The organism is Paenibacillus anseongensis (assembly GCF_009757995.1).
Taxonomy (GTDB): Bacteria; Bacillota; Bacilli; order Paenibacillales; family NBRC-103111; genus Paenibacillus_E; species Paenibacillus_E chondroitinus.
On the sequence record NZ_WSEM01000016.1, the window covers coordinates 537,140 to 556,732 of the forward strand.

At 45.6% G+C, this 19,593-nt stretch carries 15 protein-coding genes; 6 read left to right on the plus strand and 9 right to left on the minus strand.

The annotated features are described in order from the left end of the window. Positions 1-227 precede the first annotated feature (227 nt). Positions 228-995: a class I SAM-dependent methyltransferase gene (locus tag GON05_RS18740; protein ID WP_157320840.1), complete on the plus strand. Its 768-nt coding sequence runs from the start codon at positions 228-230 to the stop codon at positions 993-995. Positions 996-1,300: 305 nt separating this feature from the next. On the opposite strand, the gene GON05_RS18745 is transcribed toward GON05_RS18740, so the two are convergent. From GON05_RS18745 to GON05_RS18755, 3 genes are all read right to left on the minus strand, one after another. Then, the gene (locus tag GON05_RS18745; protein WP_157320842.1) at positions 1,301-3,004 is read right to left on the minus strand and encodes an S-layer homology domain-containing protein; all 1,704 of its coding nucleotides are present in this window, start codon (positions 3,002-3,004) and stop codon (positions 1,301-1,303) included. 183 nt (positions 3,005-3,187) lie between these two features. After that, on the minus strand, positions 3,188-3,781 hold the full coding sequence (locus GON05_RS18750; RefSeq protein ID WP_157320844.1) for a TetR/AcrR family transcriptional regulator: 594 nt from the start codon (positions 3,779-3,781) through the stop codon (positions 3,188-3,190). 14 nt (positions 3,782-3,795) lie between these two features. Continuing rightward, on the minus strand, positions 3,796-5,241 hold the full coding sequence (locus GON05_RS18755; protein ID WP_157322204.1) for an FAD-dependent oxidoreductase: 1,446 nt from the start codon (positions 5,239-5,241) through the stop codon (positions 3,796-3,798). Positions 5,242-5,436: 195 nt separating this feature from the next. Here GON05_RS18755 and GON05_RS18760 point away from each other — a divergent pair, with 195 nt between their 5' ends. The 5 genes from GON05_RS18760 to GON05_RS18780 all read left to right on the plus strand — a co-directional run bounded on the left by GON05_RS18760 (position 5,437) and on the right by GON05_RS18780 (position 11,916). Then, a complete protein-coding gene (locus GON05_RS18760) occupies positions 5,437-7,191 on the plus strand; it encodes a sulfatase family protein (protein WP_157320846.1) in 1,755 nt (584 codons plus the stop codon). Between the two features lie 83 nt (positions 7,192-7,274). Beyond that, entirely contained in the window at positions 7,275-7,937 is a 663-nt protein-coding gene (locus GON05_RS18765; RefSeq protein ID WP_157320848.1) for a class I SAM-dependent methyltransferase, read from the plus strand. Between the two features lie 209 nt (positions 7,938-8,146). Next, positions 8,147-9,637, plus strand: a complete 1,491-nt coding sequence (locus GON05_RS18770; protein ID WP_157320850.1) for a spore germination protein — start codon at positions 8,147-8,149, stop codon at positions 9,635-9,637. A 1-nt stretch (position 9,638) separates the two neighbouring features. Continuing rightward, positions 9,639-10,796: a Ger(x)C family spore germination protein gene (locus GON05_RS18775; RefSeq protein WP_157320852.1), complete on the plus strand. Its 1,158-nt coding sequence runs from the start codon at positions 9,639-9,641 to the stop codon at positions 10,794-10,796. 16 nt (positions 10,797-10,812) lie between these two features. Continuing rightward, positions 10,813-11,916, plus strand: a complete 1,104-nt coding sequence (locus GON05_RS18780) for a GerAB/ArcD/ProY family transporter (protein WP_157320853.1) — start codon at positions 10,813-10,815, stop codon at positions 11,914-11,916. A 48-nt stretch (positions 11,917-11,964) separates the two neighbouring features. On the opposite strand, the gene GON05_RS18785 is transcribed toward GON05_RS18780, so the two are convergent. The 6 genes from GON05_RS18785 to GON05_RS18810 form a co-directional block, all read right to left on the minus strand. Next, positions 11,965-12,861 carry a family 43 glycosylhydrolase gene (locus GON05_RS18785; protein ID WP_157320855.1) on the minus strand — a complete coding sequence of 299 codons (897 nt, stop codon included), beginning with the start codon at positions 12,859-12,861 and terminating at the stop codon, positions 11,965-11,967. Between the two features lie 12 nt (positions 12,862-12,873). Then, a complete protein-coding gene (locus tag GON05_RS18790; RefSeq protein ID WP_157320857.1) occupies positions 12,874-14,499 on the minus strand; it encodes an extracellular solute-binding protein in 1,626 nt (541 codons plus the stop codon). 30 nt (positions 14,500-14,529) lie between these two features. Then, the gene (locus GON05_RS18795; RefSeq protein WP_157320859.1) at positions 14,530-15,405 is read right to left on the minus strand and encodes a carbohydrate ABC transporter permease; all 876 of its coding nucleotides are present in this window, start codon (positions 15,403-15,405) and stop codon (positions 14,530-14,532) included. Positions 15,406-15,417: 12 nt separating this feature from the next. Beyond that, the gene (locus GON05_RS18800; RefSeq protein WP_157322206.1) at positions 15,418-16,272 is read right to left on the minus strand and encodes an ABC transporter permease; all 855 of its coding nucleotides are present in this window, start codon (positions 16,270-16,272) and stop codon (positions 15,418-15,420) included. Between the two features lie 246 nt (positions 16,273-16,518). Continuing rightward, positions 16,519-18,768, minus strand: a complete 2,250-nt coding sequence (locus GON05_RS18805) for a helix-turn-helix domain-containing protein (RefSeq protein ID WP_157320861.1) — start codon at positions 18,766-18,768, stop codon at positions 16,519-16,521. Between the two features lie 78 nt (positions 18,769-18,846). After that, positions 18,847-19,563 (minus strand): metallophosphoesterase family protein, encoded by a 717-nt coding sequence (locus GON05_RS18810; protein ID WP_157320863.1) that lies wholly within the window; start codon positions 19,561-19,563, stop codon positions 18,847-18,849. Positions 19,564-19,593 lie beyond the last annotated feature (30 nt).

Genomic DNA, 19,593 nt, shown 5'->3' on the forward strand with positions numbered 1-19,593 from the left:
TTGGGGTTGGCGATTTACCCTGTCGTCTATGGAGGTAAGTTTCGTTTTAATTGTCTTTTCACATTGACCAAGTTTTTCCAAGCCAATTATAATTGATTTAACTAAATCGAAGGCGAGTGATATAGATGCAAATGCTGAAACATATTTCGTCCAACACTGAGGTGCGGAAGGGTTAAAAAACACACGATGCCCTTCTGCTTTCATTTCAATCAGGGAGGGAAAAGCGGATGTCGTTTAGTTATTACGGAGAACTTTGTACCGAAGTCTATAACCACACGAAAAAAATTGGTCAGTCTATTCATGGGGATTTGGAGTATTACCAGGGAAAACTTATGTCTTGTAAAGGTCGTATACTTGAAGCCATGGTCGGCTCTGGTCGTGTAATCATTCCACTTCTTGAATCAGGTCTTCTTGTAGACGGGGTTGACTATTCTCCGGATATGTTAGCTTCTTGTCGGGGTCGTTGCAAGGAACGTGGTTTAGTCACCAATTTGTATGAGTCAAGCCTGCAAAATCTTTCTTTGCCTGATAAATATGAGGCTATCCTTATTCCAGCCGGTTCATTTTTGCTAATTGAAAAAAGAGAAGAATCACTTAAAGCCTTAAAGCGCCTCTACGAACATCTTCAACCTGGTGGCCGCTTAATGCTTGATCTGTTCTTGCCTGACACGAACTTTGAGTGTGGTAAATGGCGTGGCACGTCGACCTTCAGCTTACCTGATGGAGATATCATTACCATGGAAAGCAAGCAAGTCGAGGCCGATTTATTCAATCAATATAAAGTTTCCTATATCAAATATGAAAAATGGCGCAATGGCGCGCTAATCCAAACTGAACTGCAGCGGTATGCCTTACGTTGGTATGGTGTCGAGGAATTTAAGCTTGTTCTAGAAAGCTTAGGTTTTACCGATGTGGTTGTGACAGCGGATTTTGATCCTAACAAAGCCCCGACTCATGCGAAGCAGTCATTTGTATTTGAAGCAGTACGAAAGTAAGCGTCATTGCCCTTTGAGACATAAAAAAGCCTGACGGATCAAGCTCCGTCAGGCTTAAAGGTTTTCTACTTAACTAACTCCGCCACTCCATCTCCTATTCACAATACAGCAGACTTCACCCTACCCTGCCACCAACAAATTCAATTAACTAGCAGGAATCCGGCTAAAGTATTATTTAAGGGAACACGAAGCCTCTATTTGCAGTAAATCTAGCCGATGCGTCTCTTCGGGGAACTACAGGCTCTTATTCAGGCACCAAGACATAGTTTTCAGCTTCGGAAGCAACAATCTAGCCAATTCCGTAATCAATTAGCACTTTTCACACGAATCTCCGTTGTGCGATCTTTAGCATCCGATTCCAGTTTTACAACATAGGTGCCCGTCTTGGTTGCCTTGAAAGGAATAGGTCCTGTGAGTTTCTCGTCGGCAAGAGCTTCTTTACCGTCAGGTCCAAATATCGTCAATTTTCTTTTTACAACTACGGTATTGTCAAGTTCAGGTGTCGCGTAAGTTGGAGGAATTAGTGAACCCTCGATATAATTCTTGTCAATCATTACTGGTTTCATTTGTTCGCTGACTTCAATGGTATTATCTTTCCCTTCCTCCAAGGCAAGTTGATAGAAAACCCCTTCAATCGAATTCCCCTTATATCCCGTCTTCCATTCACTTCTTCCCCATCCAATTGCATACGCATTATCTATGGAGTTGCCATCCATTACCTGAAAAGATACGGCCGTACTCACCGGTGTTGTCAGCTTTACCACACACTCACAGTTAATTGTATAAGGATCTCCATTCCGAGTAGTAATCGAAAAATCCATATTAATCGCTGCGGGTTCTGGATTAAGCTTTACTAATTTACCGTGGATGTAGATGTAGCTGTCACCATAATGCGGGGCAGATTTCGATAAACTCACCTGCAATAGTTGATAACTAATCGCCCCTTTAGCTTGAACCATTATCGGATTGTCATGAGTCGCCACGGCTTTAAAATAAAGGTCTTCTTCTATTGGGAAAAGTTGATCAAAGCGCCCCGCTTTAAGGTTAATAGGATGATCCGAATCCAGACCAACCTCAGCGATTTTGAGCGTAATCGTCCCCTTCTGCTGTTCCGTTCGTATCTTTGCATAAACGATGCCATCAGCCTCTGCCGTTACTTGCATGGAACTGACGTTCCCTTGATTCAAGACCTTTCCTTCTGCATTTGTCAGCTCCATGTTGAAGGAGGACTGATTTTCACCATGCGCCTCTAATTCATACGTCTTATGCTTTTTCAGTTCCGTTTGGATATAAAGCGGCTCACCGGCACTAACGTTTACTGTAACTTCTTTCTTTTGAGTTGGGTCGAGGATCAAAGTTGGCTCTTTAATCGCGCCATTAGGATTAGTCGATACAGTTCCAGGTTTTCCTGATTTCCCTTGCTCCTTAACATGTAAGGAAAGGCTAAGCAATGCCGCTGCCTCCCCACGGGTTAAAGGCGCCTGTGTATCTTCCAACATGGACTGCAAAGTTGCAGGAAGGATGTCATGCCGGACGAAAGCCAATGCCCCACCTGCCCAATCCTGCTCATTTCGCTGCACAACCCCCGGAAAAAGTCTGCTTAGCATAACGGCCGCTTCCTGTTTTCTCACATACTGCTTTGGCGAGAAGTTCTCTTCGCTTGTTCCTTGAATAATCCCTGCTTTGTAAGCGGTTAAAATGTAAGGAACTGACCAGGCGTCATGGCAGTCCTGAAACGGCATGCCACCGTCTGCGGCTGGCAAATCAAACACCATAACGACTAGTTTCGCGAATTGTTCTCTGGTGAGTGGTGAATCCGGGGAAAATTGACCGTCCGCTGTTCCTTCCACCAACTTCTTCGCTGACAACTCTTCGATGTAATTTTTATACAGATAACCATCCGGTACATCCTGATATTTGCCTGTCTCCGCTAGCACCGAATTTCCAAACAGCAACCCAGAACAAATAACCATACCTAACATCCCAATAAGCTTTTGCCTTAGAATCATGTCTCTATCTCCTTATTTATTACCGTATGTATTGGCAAAATACGGTACAACACAGCAAATTATACCACAATATTTTGGGGGATTCCGTTATTTTTTCATGAAAAACCCACAAAAAAATGGGCTCTTTCGAAGTAGATTCGTCTACTTGGAAATAGCCCTTGCTTCCCTTATCCTATTCATCTATTAAGGAGTAATCATCCTCAGCAGCACGTCAACTTTCGGAAGCTGGTAGCCACCAATTTTCTGCACATTCAGCACCATCAGACCGGAGAGGACTGATAAGTATGACGAAATCATTTCGTCCAAATCTCGCTCCGCAACCTCACCGGCTTCCTGTCCTTCTCGGAATAAGGCCCGCAGCTGCTTGACGTAGTTATCCATGGAATAACGCTCAATTAACTCCATGACTTTCTCAGGCACTCCGTCTGAGGTTCTCGCTTGATGTATAAGTAGAAAATAGTCCGTCCCGCTTTCATCCATCATGTCTTGCGTTAACGCTCTTATTTTATCAATCGGCGAGCCCGGCAGCTTGTAAACATTTTGCATAGCTTCATCCGATGCAATCATGGCCTTTTCAACAAGTGTTGTGAAAAGCTCTTCCTTCGACGTAAAGTAATGATAGAGCAGCCCATGGCTAATCTCGGCCTCAGCGGCGATCATGCTCATTTTCGTCCCAATAATCCCCCGTCTTGCAAAAACCTTAAGCGCAGCGCTCATAATTTGCTCTCTGCGTTCATCACGAATCTGAAGCTGTTGCTCTTCATTTAATGGAGGCAAGACAACCTTCACTCCTAACTTGGAATCAATTTGATCAAAACTTCTTCTAATGGCAGCTCGTATTCTCTTAACAGATCGGCAAGTAATTGCTGCCCTTCCTCCGAAGACTCAAGAACCGACTTGACCATCTGTGGCTGAAACAACTCATGCAGAGGCAAAGATAATGAATTAACACCCCAGTACAAACCGAATAGTTTGAAATTATGATTCGCTGTACCCTCTCTCAAGATCATATTCATATACCGGCTGCCAAAAGCAATTCCCTCAAGCGGTTCTGAGCCAGCCTCGTATTCGACGCCATCCCACTGCATATCCGCTGCACAATTTAACCACCAAGCAGGTGTAATCGCTTTTTCTTGAAAAGTGCGTAGAACCCTCTGCTCGAAATGTGGCTCAGAATGATTTTGTCGCTCCTGCAGCATGGTGTCCAGCAAATCCGCTTCTATGGCAGCAACCGTCATCCCTTGACCAAAAATAGGGTCATAAATGCAGTATGCATCCCCTAATACTAACAATCCGTCCGGCCATTTGTCCATTTGGTCATAGTGGTGACGGTACAGTTCAGGAACGCGAAAACCCTTAGGCGGGGTGATTGGTTCAAGCTCACTCAGGATTTCCCCAATCAGGGGGCTTGGAAGCTGAGCGACCTCCCGTTCGAAATCTTCCGGATTCGTTGGTGGATAATGCCCGCCTGGGCGATACAGCAGCATTTCAGCCACCTCATTCTCGATAAAGGAAAATACTCCCGTGAACGTTCCCTGTACGGGTTGGCCCATGATGTTAATTACATCCCATTTCTCGATCAGATGCTTCATATGAGCAGGAACATTATAACGGCGTGTGCTGTAACCGATAGCTGCTTTCATCCGATCAGGGGAAGGCACGTCATAACCAAATTCCTTCAGCCATTGCGTCAATTTGGAGGAGCGTCCACTCGCATCCACGACAAGATCTGCCATGTAATCATGCTTAATGCCTGCTCCCCGCTGACGGACCTGAATGCCCGTAACCGCCGTATGATTCCGGCTCGTATGCAGCCCAATGACATCATGTTCCTCTAGCAGTTGTACATTGGGAATCTTCCTTACACGGCCACGTATTACCCACTCCAACACGGCACGGCTGAACTTCATATCATTCCGTTGGTAAGGTGCTTCTACGGTTCCATATTGATTCATCATATGAACGGTCTTATGAAGCGAGCTTGGCGAACCAAGCGCCACCAAGTCTTCTTCATAGCCAGGAAAAAGCTGCTCTGTAATCATTTTACCACGCTGTGTGAACCTGTGGGGATGAAAACCGTGCGGAGTGCCATTCCGATCTGCGGGCTGCTGCGGGAATTCGTCCTTATCGATAAGCAGTACTTCTTCATAATACGACGAGAGGACTCTTGCCGTCATTAGACCTGCCATACTGCCACCGATTACGATCGCCTTGCTTGCTTTTTGAACAAAATTCATATCCTTCACCTCTGCATATTGTTTGATTGACTCAATCAGTCAATAATAGATTAAACCATTATTTTCCTGAAGTCAATACGATATTTGCCTTCCTACATTCTTCGAAGTGGTGGAAACATCCCATGGTATTCAGCATGCTGATCGTCATCTCCGCATACAACTAGGTTTAGAACAGGTAAATGTGGAGGTGTATGTATGCTTAAAAAACCGAACTTCCTCCTACTCATTGTCGATGAGGAGCGGTATCCTCCAATCTACGAAAGCCCGGAAATTGGCGCTTGGCGGATCACGAATCTCCCTGCACACGAACGACTGCGTGCGAATAGCATAGAGCTCCACCGACATTACATCGGCAGTGCTGCCTGCTCTCCGAGCCGGACTACAATGTTTACCGGACATTATCCGTCTCTCCATGGTGTCTCGCAGACGAACGGTATCGCGAAGAGTGCTTTCGATCCCGATATGTTTTGGCTGCCGCCAAATACAGTGCCTACAATGGGCAACTACTTTCGCGAAGCAGGCTACCAAACCTATTACAAAGGGAAATGGCATATTTCCTATGAAGATATTTTGGTACCAGGGACACATACGGATGTGCCAAGTTATGACCCAGCAACCGGTGTACCGGATCCAAAGCGGGAACAGCTTTATTTGTCCGCCGATCCGCTAAACGCCTTCGGCTTCTCCTCATGGATCGGACCTGAACCACATGGCCGCAATCCCCATAATTCCGCTTCATCGTCAGCCACAGGCATGAGCGGCAGGGATGTTGTGTATGGCGCAGAGACTGTTAAGTTGATTGAAGCGCTGGACCATCAAAAAAGTGCCGACCCTGACGCCAAGCCATGGCTTATCGTCGCTTCCTTCGTAAATCCGCATGATATTACACTTTATGGGACGTTTACCGCTAATCTGCCAAACATGTTCCAATTCCATGTTGATCCAATGCCTGAAGTCCCTCCTCCGCCAACGATTCATGAATCATTACATACGAAGCCAGGTTGTCAAGCCAGCTACAGAGATACCTATCCGAAAGCTTTGCAGCCAATTATCAATGAGCCCTTTTATCGAAAGCTGTATTATCAATTGCAAAAAAATGCCGACCATCAAATCGTGAAAGTGTTAGATGCCCTAGGCCGCTCTTCTTTCGACGAGGATACGATCATCATTTTCACTTCGGATCACGGTGAACTGCTAGGCGCTCATGGCCATCTGCGACAGAAAATGTACTGTGCCTATGAAGAAGTTCTGCATGTGCCTTTTCTCATTCACAATAAGCACCTTTTCCCGCAGAAACAAAGTTTTTCAGAGCTAACTTCCCATCTTGACCTTCTGCCTACCATGCTTGGACTTGCAGAGGCAGATATTCCCGCCATTGAAAACAGGTTGAGAAGCAGCTTTAGTGAAGTTCGTCCTTTCGTTGGCCATGATTTAACACCATATTTACTCCATCGCCCGGAGTACAAGGGAATCGCTTATACGAAGGAACCGATTTATTTCATGACGGATGACGATATCACGCGGGGCCAACAACAGTTTAATCCCTTAGGGCGATCTTACAATTCTGTCATTCAACCAAACCACATCGAGACCGTTATCGTTGATCTGCCCGGGCAACAGGGACGACCGAATCAAACATGGAAGTTTACCCGATATTTCGATAATGAACAGTTCTGGAGTGATCCCGGTGTACGCGATGTGACAATTCAGCTATTTGGCGGATTGTGTGCTGATTCGAATCAAACTACAAGTCAAGTTGCATGCAAAACCGTTCCGGTGCCTGAGGAATATGAATTGTACAACTTAACCGAGGATCCACTAGAAACTCGTAATCTCGCTCATCCAGCTTGGTCCAATTCACAAACGGAATATGTACAGTCTTATATGGTTCGTTTATTGGAGGAGCAACGAGGTCGCAAACGTTTGAAACCAGAACCATTTAACCCGTAAGGAGACCTTCTAGCACCATCCAATTTTGCATAAATATATAGCTTGCGGAGTGATTGTTTTGAGGAAAAAGGAGGTCTTCCAACATGCCTGGTTCCCATCTTCAAACCCGTTTTATTATTCAGTCTGATCCTATGGAGCAAGAGTTTCTCTACCGTTTACCCGACACCTGGTGGAGCAGGTCCTATGAATACGCGTGGTGCGCATCCTTTATCGAAGATACCGACATCGCGTTGGATGCGGCTTGCGGGATCCCCCATCCTTTTAAATTTGTTCTCGGTCGGAGGTGTAAGCAAGCCTATGCTTGCGATTGGGATGCGCGGGTGCTTTCAAGCCAAAGCTTACTTGAGTCCATTCGTTCGGATATTAATGAAGAGGCGGCAGAGTTTGTAAGAAAGGGAGACTATACGGAAACCATTCTAAGTCAAGCAAGCCTTACTCAACTTCCTTATGCGAATGACTTTTTTGATAAAATCTTCTGTATTTCGGTGCTCGAACATTTAAATCCGAATGATATGCTGCTGAGCATGAAAGAATTCAGTAGAACCTTAAAGGACGATGGACTGTTGATCCTCACACTGGACTATCCCACTGTTGACTTAAACATGTTTCAATCTTTTGTTCACAATTCCGGTCTGGACTTCCTCTCCGAAACAAATTTCACTCTTCCTCCTGATGCTCTCCACACCGATTTATGGGGTGGATTGTATTGTTTCCGTGCCGTCCTGACGAAGAGAACACCAGCTTGAGGAGGAATCGGGATGAGTTTTAACCGCGGATATTGGGGCGTATTTATCCAAGCATTCTCTCTGATAGCGTGCATCTCAAACCAACCCTCAACCCTTCCGAATGAATCCAGCCACCAAAGCAGCTCCAGCATCCAACCTTCACCCAAAACCTTTGCATAGAAAAATCCACAAGAAGGATAATAAGGAAAAATTACTGGAGCTGCATAATCTTGAAATCCTCAAGTAATTCCGTTACCTATCCCCAGGAAATCATCAGCACCGACTTGGCCGAGAATGAAGCGTTGCTTCAACACGTATTCGCTCAATGTTTCGACATCGTCTTTCAACGGGTCGTTTTGTCTGACGAATGTACGATTCTCATGGTCTATGTCGATGGAATGATTGATAAGAACGTATTCACATCGCCGCTGTTTCAGTCATGGCTGGTGGAAAAATCCGGCGTCAGCGACAAAGAAACCGTCGACTATCCGATCTTGAAAGAACATTTCGCGGTCGTACGTCCGCTTCGTAACGAATGCCGCCTGAAGGAAATCGCCGAGTCGATTCTGCAGGCTTACTTGGCTGTGTTCATCGATGGTGAGCCGGATGCGATACTTCTGGAAACGGCCTCCTTGGAGCTGCGAGGCGTCGAGGAACCGGCGTCCGAGGTGAGTATTCGTGGTCCCAGAGAGAGTTTTACCGAAACACTTCAAGTCAATACGAGTCTCATTCGCCGACGAATTCAAACCCCCGTTCTGAAGTTTGAATCCGTTGTTCTCGGCACATTTTCCAAAACGAAAGTCGTCATCGCGTATATGGAAGGACGTGCCCGACCAGACTTGGTGGAGCTGGTCAAACAGCGAATGTCCACCATCCGAATGGATATCGTGCTCGATTCTGGCTATATTGAAGAGTTCATTGAAGATAAATCATTCACTCCCTTCCCTCAAGTCATGAATACGGAGCGGCCTGATATCGTGGCGGCTAACCTGATGGAGGGAAAAGTTGCGATTTTGACGGATGGATCACCGCAAGCTCTGCTCGTTCCAATGACGTTCTGGACAGCATTTCAAGCCGTTGAGGATTATTATGAGCGATTTCTATATTCCTCCCTGGTGAAGTGGACTCGATTCATCCTGTTCTCCATTTCTTTGTACCTGCCTTCCTTATATGTCGCGATTACGACATTTCACCCGCAGCTGCTTCCTTCAAACTTTTTGCTCAGCATAACGTCGGCTCGAGAAGGTGTTCCATTTCCAGCTGTAGTTGAAGCTCTCTTGATGGAATTCTTGTTTGAAGGCTTACGCGAAGCTGGAGTGCGGCTGCCGAAAGCTGTGGGCTCAGCCGTTAGTATCGTAGGTGCCTTGGTGATCGGGGAAGCTGCGGTAAGGGCGGGAATGGTCTCCGCCCCAATGGTCATCATAGTCTCCATAACGGGGATTGCGTCCTTCGCCATCCCCCGTTACAACATGAGCATCCCGTTCCGAATTCTTAGGTTTCCGCTTCTTCTTATTTCCGGAGTTCTTGGCTTGTTCGGAGTTGCGATGGGAACGATCATCATTTTAATCCATATGGCTAGGCTTGAATCGTTCGGAGTCGCTTATTTATCCCCGATCGCGCCTTTTCAACCCGACCAAATCAAGGATGTTCTTTTACGCGCTCCATGGCCGAAAATGACTTCACTTAAAGCTTTTATTCACAGAAAGCCTACACGGAGGTAACATGCGGAGCAAACGATATGGCTTGAAGCAAGCTCTCCTCCTCCTACTTCTGGTCCCATTAACCGGATGCTGGGATCATAAAGAATTGAACGACCGCTTATTCGAGTTGGGTTCGGGTGTTGATCGGCTCGATGAGGAAAAAGTATTACTGATTGGACAATTCATGAATCCGAAGAAGTCCGAAGAAGCAGGCGGCGGTGAGAAACAGTCTTACTTTATCGAGACTGGAACGGGTAAGACTGTGTCCGATTGCTTATTGGACATGCAGTTAAAACTTTCGCGAAGAATAACCCGTGGACATCGCCAAAATATTTACATTGGCGAAAAGACCGCGATGGTCGGCATTTCGAACGATATCGATTCGGTCACTCGGGATCCAGACAGCCGACTCAAATCGGACATATGGATTGTCAAGGGCGGAACTGCCCTCGAGTTTATGCGAATGTCCTATCAGCTGGAGAAGATGCCGGTCATTGCCCTTTCAAAGTTAAGACAAATTATTGGCAAGAGAACGGGAAATTCGCTGCTAGAGTTATTAGTCGAGCAAAACGTGGAAGGAAGCGGATCGACACTGCCAGCTGTCGAGTTGTCTTATGATACGAAACTTCAAAAGAAATCGTTTTATGTTTATGGACGCGCAGTTCTTAATCGTAAGCAGCAATTGGTTGGTTATTATGATCGGATGGAATCAGCCTATCGGTTATGGCTCACAGATGAAACGGATCGCTTGCCAATCACGGTGCCCATGTCGAATGGAAAAGGATCGTATAGTGTGACAATCGGGCAGTTGGGAAGCAAGGTGTACACCGAAGCCCAAGGCGACGAAGTGGACATCAACGTCGAATTGAAAGGCAGCGCCGTTATTATGGAAAGCACGGCAGCAGTAGATTTTCGAAATAACGATATTCTGAAAAGTTATGAAGCTGAATTGAACAGCCATATCGAGGCAGCCCTTTTGAGCGTCATGCAGAAAGCACAAAAGCAGTTCAAAGTGGATGTTTTCCATTTCGGAAAAGCAATCTCCAGGCAGCATCCTGAAGCGTGGGCAAACTTGAATTCCCACTGGGAGCAAGCATTTTCCGATGCCAAACTTACAGTTCATTCGAGTGTGAAAATCAAGCGAATCGGACTTCAAGGGTCGCCTCCCAATAAAAGTTAACCCTAAGGAGCTTGAAATGAAGCTGACGAAATATCAATTGTTTTGGTTACTATTTTCAATGGAAATGGGAATGACTTTGCTGATAACGATCAGCCCGACATTCAAAATAGCCAGCCAAGGCGCACCATTGGCAACGCTCCTGGCTGGTGTTGCTTCCCTAATCATCACCTATATCGCAATCAAGCTAAGCCTTCTTTACCCCGATCAAACATTTATCGAATATGTACCAAGAATTATCGGCAAATGGCTGGGCAGAGCAATCGTCTTCACATATCTGCTTATGTGGATCATCGTAGCTGGTATTATCCTTCGCCAATATGCTGATTTTGTACATTTGACCTTGTTTGTGACGACTCCTTTATGGGTCATCATCTTGTTCATGTTGTTGGTTATTATCTACGCGGTGCACGGAGGCATTCATATCGTCGGGCGTTGCAGCGAAATTATCGGACCGATCGTCATCTTTAATGTGTTCATGTACAGACTTCTATCTATTAAAGATTTACGTATAGAACGTCTGCTACCCCTCATGCCAACTACGGGTTGGATTCCGGTGTTAAAAGGGAGCATACCGACCATTTCCTTCTTGAGTGAATCAGTCATGATCGTGATGCTGATCGCTTTTCTTACAGAAAAAAAGAAGGCGGTTTCCTCTAGTTTGTGGGGTGTCGGCATTGCAGCTGTCATCATTGTAAGCACCACGATTGATGTGTTGTTGGTCATGGATAACACCCTGCCGGGTAAACTGCAGAACCCCGTTTATTCCTTTAGTCAATACATTTCGGTCATGGAATTCATTCAAAATCTCGATAGTGTGCTCGTCGTTGGCGTGAGCTTCACTGTTTTCGTCAAAGCATGCCTCTACGTGTTCATGGCCAGTTATGGAACGGCCCAATTGTTCCATATACGGAAATGGCGTTATCTGCTTTGGGTTGTCGGTATTCTCGTCTTCGTCATCGCCATATACCCACGAAATGTGGACGAAACCGAAGTAGAATTCCCTACTTTCTGGAAAAATGTGATTCTTCCATTTTTCTTGTTTGCTATCCCACTGCTCCTATGGATGATTGGGATCCTCAAAAAACGCATGAAACGAATTGAACAGCCAAAAGCCCCCTGACGGGGGCTTTTGATTTGAAATGTAGAGTTGATAGCCGCGGCTATTTGCTTATTCGTTTGGCTTTATATAAGGTATACCCTCAGCCCAGCCAACCTCTACTTTGGAGAGATACCACGTTTTTCCTTTGTCGTTATTGCCTTGAAAGAATAGATAGGTGCGCCCATCGTCATCCGCGAAGAAAAAGGGATGCCCGGATTCACTTTCATTCCAACTTCCCGGCTTTCCACTGGGGAGGAGCGGCTCCTGGAACATTCTTTCCCACCGAATCCCGTCTTCGCTGATCGCGCAGCCTATCTGTTGAGGCTCGTTATTATAAGCCCCCGCATAAAACATATAAAGCTTTCCATCCCGTTTATGCATGGCAGCGGCCTCAATACACTTGCCTTCCCAATCCAGTTCGGGCTTCAGAATTGATTCCGTGCACCTTTGTGTCCAGGTGGATCGGCTGTAATCAGAATCCACTGGAGCCGTCGCAACGCCTTGCATCTGAATTTCGCCCTCCGGATCGCGAGTCGCAAAGTATAGCCATAACTGATCCTCATGCACAAGGACATCGGCATCAATCGCTCGGCCGTTATTCCAGTCCCCGGTTGGCGCGAAGATAGGATTCGTTGCATTCTTGGTAAAAGTCAGACCGTCTTCCGATACAGCGTGACAGATGGCATCTTTGGGGAAATTGCCATAGGTTTGGTAAAACAAGTGAACACGGCCTTGAAGAACAATCGCCCCAGGAGCACAAATCCCTTTAGCTTCGCATTCTTGTTCAATGGGAACTTCGCCAATTTTGGTCCAATTCTCCAAATCCGTGCTCTCCGCAATGCCGATTCCCCATCGACCGTCAATGAACGGACCTCTGGAATAATACAGCAGGTATCTTCCTTGATAACGAACTACCGCGGGATCTTTCGCGTACGGGATGCCGGCTGTCAAATCTGCAAATTTCAATGGTTTCACCTCTTAATTTTTAATGAATTTCCACATATCTTTGGCCAAAAAAGCCGTATCTTTCTTCTCGTCATACCATTTCAAGTAGAACTCCTCCAGCTTCGCTCCCCCAGATTTCGCCCACATATCCTTGGCATCTGTGAAAGCCTGATCGACACTGTAGGACGCACCGGAAACAACCGCTTTGCTATAGAAATCCGTTATTTTGGAAACATTCGTATTGACAACCTTGAGGTCCTCTGGCAGCGCCGGCATATGCTCGCTATAGGTAATTGGCGCATACTGTACGTCAGAGCTTAGATTCGCTTCATTATTTTGCTTAATGAGCTCAATGAAATCTTTTTGCATCGGCTGGCTAGCATCAAGTTGACTTGCTACACTAGCACAAGGTTCCATCTCAATCTGCTGAAGCAAAAGCTGGAAGTCGTTATTCCAGGAAACTTCTTTGCTGAACTGCTGAATATCTTTGGGAGCGTAACAGCCATTCGCATTTTTCGCAGAGTCAACTTCCGGCGTTCCATAACGAAGCATTTCCCCCGTTGACTTGGACGCCATAAAATCAATATATTTCATCACAGCTTCCGGGTCTTTCGCCTTCGCATTGACGACTGTCGTCATCTGTACCGGGTTGTTCACCCCAACAGCGAAGCGGCCATAGGGAGATTTCGGCAGTTTAATGGCTTTCACCTCGGCGCTAGGCACATTCTTTTTCAGCGGTTCATAGTACGTAGAGTAGTTAAGGGGATCCACGGTGCGCCCGACAAAAATACCCGTTTTCCCGTTAATCCAATCCTGCAGCGCTTTCTGGCCATTTTTATCCGTCAAAAAGTCTTTATCCGCCAATCCGGCATCAAATAACCGTTTCTTGAACGTTACGGCAGCTTTGGCTCTTTCCCAATCGTGGACGAGCTTTCCGCCTTCAACGACCCATGAAACATCCTGGAACATGGTGCTGATCGAACCGCCGGTCTCACCGCTTAACGCGATTCCATAGGTATCTTTTTGGCCGTTGCCATCCGGGTCATTTTCTGTAAAAGCTTTTGCAACATTAAACAAGTCCTCCACCGTTTCCGGCTCTTTCAACCCAAGCTTCTTCAACCAATCTTCACGAATGAACAAGGCTTGGAAGCCGGTTAATTTCTGCACGCGTCCGAACTCGTATTGTTTGCCGTCTGATTTCGTGCTGGCTTTCTTAAGCTCCGGATATTTCTGCATTAATTCTTTGTACGTCGTACTGTATTTCTGAATCAAGTCATCAACCGGCATAATCTGTTTCTGCTGAACGAGCTGGTCTCTGAAGTTAGCGTCAAATTCTTCGATGACGTCAGGGGCATTGCCCGATGCGAACAAAATGTTCAGCTTCTGAACGGATTCTCCCCGAGGAATCGGCACATATTTCGCTGTAGCCGGCCCTGTTTCATTCAGCCATTTCGTCCATCTGTTGTTATCAATCGTCCCCATCCCTTGCGGAATGTTACCACGGTCATATATAGTAACCGAAATGTTGCCTTTCTTCTGGGTTGTTGCCGGTGTTTCCCCCTCTTTATTGCCGCTGTTATTTGAACATGCAACTAATAGGCATCCACAAGCTAATGACAACGTGACAGTCGTCACCGTTCTTCTTTTCCATGTTTTCATTGACCCCATACCCCTCTACTAGGAATTGAATTATCCTTTAACGGCACCAATCATAACGCCTTTTACAAAATGCTTTTGAAGAAACGGATACACGACCATAATGGGAAGCACCATGACCATGATCGCGGCCGAATTGATTTCTTCCGGTGTTAATCGAATCTGATCTGCTGCATCAGAACTGTTCATTTGAGCAAGCATCGTCTGGCTCTGAATCATTTGCTGCACCAGTACGGATAAATTGTATTTCGTCGTTTCATTCATATAAATCAGGACACTGAAGAAAGAATTCCAATACCCTACACCATAAAATAGCGCGAGTGTTGTCAAAACCGGCATGGAAAGTGGAAGTACAATTTTGCTCAAATACATCCAATCTCCGCATCCATCTATGCGTGCCGCATCATCGAGCTCACTCGGTATATTTTCCATGAAAGATCGAAGCACGAGCAAGTTGAAGGTGCTAACCAATCCCGGCAGCCATAGCGCCCAATAGGTATTTAGCAAACCTAACTCTTTGACTGTTAAATACGTTGGTATAAGGCCGCCGCCAAAAAGCAGCGTGAACACGATTGCAAACGTATACAATTTGCGCCCGTAAAAATATGTACGAGTCAGCGGGTAAGCTGCCAGAATCGTGAAGAGCATGCTAAGTACGACGCCAACCCCTGTTATCTGGATACTGTTTAGGAAAGCATTCACAATCGGCGTCCCCAACAAAAGCTGCTTATATGACTCTAATGAGAAGCCAATCGGATATAGCGAAACCCATCCGGAAGCCACAGCATGTGTATCACTAATGGATAAGGACACGATATGGATCAATGGAAACAAACAAGCCAATCCAGCTATCGTGAGCAACACATAAAATACGAAAATCAAGCTCCGTTCACTTGCAGATAATTGCATGATAATCCTCCTTCACCATAGTCCATTGCCGAATTTGCGAGCAATCCGGTTCGTGATGAGGACAAGAATGAGACTAACCAAGGACTCGAACAAGCCAATGGCCGCCGATAAACTAAATTGAGAACCCATTAAGCCAATTTTGTAAATATACGTGCTGATAACTTCCGAAATATTGGAAACTGTGGAGTTCTGCAGCATAAAGATCTGGTCGAATCCAACCTCCATCACCCGTCCCATCGCTAAGATAAACATTAACACGACCGTTGAGCTTATACCGGGCAGCGTTACGTGCCATATCTGCTTCCATTTATTCGCCCCATCCAAGCTTGCAGCTTCATATAGACTTGCATCGATAGAACTCAATGCCGCTAGATACACAATGGCACTGAAGCCCGCTTCCTTCCATATTCCTGATCCTACAAAAATGGAAAGCCATGATCCTTCATGATACATGAACGCATAAGATTGCCCGAATAGATACTTCCATAACAGATTAACCGTTCCGGCTTGCTGTGAAAAAACCGTCACGATGATCCCGGCGACAATAATCCATGAAAAGAAATGCGGTAAGAAGATGAGCGTCTGAACAATACGTTTAAACCACATGGCTCTAACCTCATTGAGCATAATGGCTATCAGGATTGGAAATGGAAAGCCGATAAAAATGGATAATAAACTTAGCATGAGCGTGTTTCTAATGATCTGAAGAGTGGCCGGCGTGCTAAATAGCACACGGAAGTTCTCAAGCCCCACCCAAGGGCTGTGCAAAATGCCATCACCAAAATTATAATGCTTAAAAGCCATTATGCTTCCAAACATGGGCACATATTTAAATGTAATAAAGAAAATGATAATCGGCGCAAACATAAGATATAACGGAATGTTGCGTCTCCAGATGGCGCTGCGAATCCTGCTCACCTCCTTCGTTAGTGATGCCCCAGTATCTCCTGCAGGAATGTTCCTGAGCACTCTTAAACTATACGTTAACGCTCGCTAGTGCTTCAATTTCCATTTTTCCTCGATAAACAAAAGTGTTTCCTATACGTAAAACCGCCCTTCTACGCAAGAAGGGCGGCTGTATTGCAATCTGCAATAAACATTTTTCCTCGATAATCATGTTTGTAAATCGGCTTGCTTCAGCTTACGGTACTCACCTGGTGTAATCCCTTCACTCTTCTTGAAAGTACGAATGAACGAAATGACCTGCAGATAACCAACATGTTCGGCAATGGACTGTACGGATTCGGATGTCTGGACGAGCATTCGTTTGGCTTCCTCTACGCGGATGCGAATCAGGTAGTCCACGAAGCGTTCGCCGGTTTCTGCCTTAAACAGCTTACTCAGCACCCGGGAAGGCAGCTCGAATTTCTCGCTTAAGAAATGAAGGGATAAATCCGGATTACTATAAGCTTCTAATAGGTATGACTTTATTTCACTGATCAACGAGTGATAATCTTGCGTATTCTGCCATTGCTGCATGGAGGTGACAAGCTCATTGAGAAATGTTGTCAGGCCCTCCTGGATCTCATCGATGAGATCCAACTGCGTTAATTCAGACAACGCTTCCGCAGGAAGCTGCATGGACCTGTTGCCCTCTCCCTGATCCGGCATATCCTGTTGCAATTTTTCTAATTCATCAAAAATGTATTGAACGACATCGAGCACTTTCTCTCGTGGAAATTGATCATTTTTCATCTCCGCAAACATGACATCTAGCACGTCACGCCAACCCGGCTCCGCTGCTCTAACTGCTTTCGCCAAAGTTTTGACGAATTGCAGCTGTCTGTACAAATCACCACGAGCATGCTGCTGCCCTTCTCTGGCATCGTAAATGTTATTATAACCATGCACCGTCCGGAATTGCCCGGCTTTCCAAGCATCCTGATAGGAGTGGCTAATCTCTTCCGCATCGTTTGCTTTTGTCCCCACATAAATGGAAGCTGTAAACTGCAAATTCAATGAAATCCAACTTTTCACAGCCTGTGCAATCGTATCAATGGATGAAGTGGACGGATCCGACTGGTTGTACAGGATGGCCACCAATTGGTCGGCTTCCTTCCATTCGAACCAAATGGGCACCTGTTCGCCTTGCGCAATTTCTTGTATCACCCCATGAATCACAAATTTAAGCAGTTTCTGATCCCGAATGGAGTAACGGTTGCGAAAATCCTGATAATTATCGATTTCGACAATCATCACGATGGACGACTCGAATGTCTCCGGCAGCTTCAGCTGAGCGGCTTCCAGCATCCATTCATCTGGACTCAATGAGAAATTGCCTTCAAGAAGCTCATAGAACCAATATTTTTTACGAATCGATAAATCCTCTTGATATCTCTTTTCATATTGATGTGAATTTTCTACTAAATTATCTAACGCAGAAGAAATGAATTGAAATTCGTCATGGGCCGTTTTTTTCCCCATCGACAAGCTTCTTTTTAGCGTATAACGATCAATCCGAATCATGATTTCTTCAATCGGCTTATAATTTCTATGAGTAATGTACGTCAAAAACAATATACCGAGAAGCATCAACCCTAAGACAGGCAGCATCCACGCTTCAAAAAAAACCGAAAGCAGACTCGCTTGCTCCAGTGGAGGAACATTCACCTCAAGTGTCCATCCCGTGTAGGGAGATTGCACGCTGCTGCTGCCCCAGGCATCCGGCTTCGAGCTTTTGGCTTGTACATTCCGCTCAAAAAACGATGTACCATCAGCACCCGCTAAGTTGATAGAATCGGCCGCATTTGCCTTAATCGTTTGCAACATGCTGTTCAGGGAACCTACCTGAATATTAATCACTACGACACCACTCGGAACCGAGGAGGTAATCGGGATTTGCTTGGCAAGTGAGACAACTTGACCTGGGCGCGCTTCACCGAGAAATTGGTTGTAACTGCGAGGGGACGTCCATTTGCTGCCCAAGGTGCCATGAAATGCTTGCTCCACAAAATCGGCATCTGCAAACTGATCGAGCTTAAACATAGAATTATCCGTAATCACTTCATTATTCTCTTTATTGTACAAATACACGTCTCCAGCAAACGGAAACAATGTTTTGAGTTCATTTAACCTCTGCGTAATTTCATATGCCGCAAATGGGGACGTCGGTTCATGGGAGTTATAATAATTTCGAATCCACTCATCCGTCAGCATTTGTTGAACAATATAATTTTCGATGGTTTGAAAGGAAGAATCCACGACATTCATCACATGCGCGGTAAAAACATCATTCGTATTTCGAATCCGTTCTTTCGTTTCTACATTCCATCTGTAATAAAACGCCATGCTGAGTATCAATACGACAAACACGAAAAACGGCATGTACGATAAAAGCAGACGGTAAAACCACTTTCTTTGCATGGTCTTCCCCCTATACCGGCACTTAGTGTAACTTATAACTAAAATAAATTCTCCATAAGTTACACAAACTCCTCCCTATTACACTTCCTTCACCATGTAAACCTGCTGGCTCGGCAGCTCCAGAGCATTTAACTGACCTCCGTAAACGGCGCCGCCATCAATGCCAATAATGCGATTCACACCAAAGTAGACATTAAAGTTCTCAGTATCACCATGCAACGTATCTGTAGAAGTGTGCCCGAAGACCACCATTTTTTTATCGGAATAACCGGTATGAAATTCATCGCGAATCCACATTAATGTATGTGGGTCCGTTTCGGAAATCGGAGTTCCGGGTTGAACACCGGCATGTACAAAGATATAATCATCCGTTTCTATATAGTGTTCCAGATTCGTTATGAATGCCAAGTGTTGCGATAAAATCTCCGATTGCAGCGTTGGTTTAACGAACGTCTCTGCATTTTCATCGACTGCGAAATTTGCCTCCGTAAACCCATAGCTTCTAAGCGTCATATCGCCGCCGTTAATTTGCGCCCAACGTTTCCAAGCACGTTCTTCTTCTGTCGTTAATGCTTTAATCATTAAGTCTTCGTGGTTACCCTTGAGTACGAGTGCTCCCGCCTCTTTTAAAGCGATCACCTTTTCAATGACTCCTCTGGCGTTCGGCCCACGATCCACATAATCGCCAAGCAGAATCAGTTGATCCTCTTCCGGACGGTAGCGCACAGCTTCCAGTAAACGCTCGAATTTCTCAAGTTCTCCGTGAATATCGCTAATGACAAGCATTCTTTTCATCTCGTTATCCTCCTGATGTCTGGTTTCAAT

Bases quoted from the DNA above. Each gene is read 5' to 3' on its own strand.
- GON05_RS18795 (WP_157320859.1), bottom strand. From the start codon at position 15,405: ATGCAATTATCTGCAAGTGAACGGAGCTTGATTTTCGTATTTTATGTG.
- GON05_RS18765 (WP_157320848.1), top strand. From the start codon at position 7,275: ATGCCTGGTTCCCATCTTCAAACCCGTTTTATTATTCAGTCTGATCCT.
- GON05_RS18810 (WP_157320863.1), bottom strand. From the start codon at position 19,563: ATGAAAAGAATGCTTGTCATTAGCGATATTCACGGAGAACTTGAGAAA.
- GON05_RS18740 (WP_157320840.1), top strand. From the start codon at position 228: ATGTCGTTTAGTTATTACGGAGAACTTTGTACCGAAGTCTATAACCAC.
- GON05_RS18805 (WP_157320861.1), bottom strand. From the start codon at position 18,768: ATGCAAAGAAAGTGGTTTTACCGTCTGCTTTTATCGTACATGCCGTTT.
- GON05_RS18745 (WP_157320842.1), bottom strand. From the start codon at position 3,004: ATGATTCTAAGGCAAAAGCTTATTGGGATGTTAGGTATGGTTATTTGT.
- GON05_RS18775 (WP_157320852.1), top strand. From the start codon at position 9,639: ATGCGGAGCAAACGATATGGCTTGAAGCAAGCTCTCCTCCTCCTACTT.
- GON05_RS18760 (WP_157320846.1), top strand. From the start codon at position 5,437: ATGCTTAAAAAACCGAACTTCCTCCTACTCATTGTCGATGAGGAGCGG.
- GON05_RS18800 (WP_157322206.1), bottom strand. From the start codon at position 16,272: ATGTTTGCGCCGATTATCATTTTCTTTATTACATTTAAATATGTGCCC.
- GON05_RS18790 (WP_157320857.1), bottom strand. From the start codon at position 14,499: ATGAAAACATGGAAAAGAAGAACGGTGACGACTGTCACGTTGTCATTA.
- GON05_RS18755 (WP_157322204.1), bottom strand. From the start codon at position 5,241: ATGAATTTTGTTCAAAAAGCAAGCAAGGCGATCGTAATCGGTGGCAGT.
- GON05_RS18780 (WP_157320853.1), top strand. From the start codon at position 10,813: ATGAAGCTGACGAAATATCAATTGTTTTGGTTACTATTTTCAATGGAA.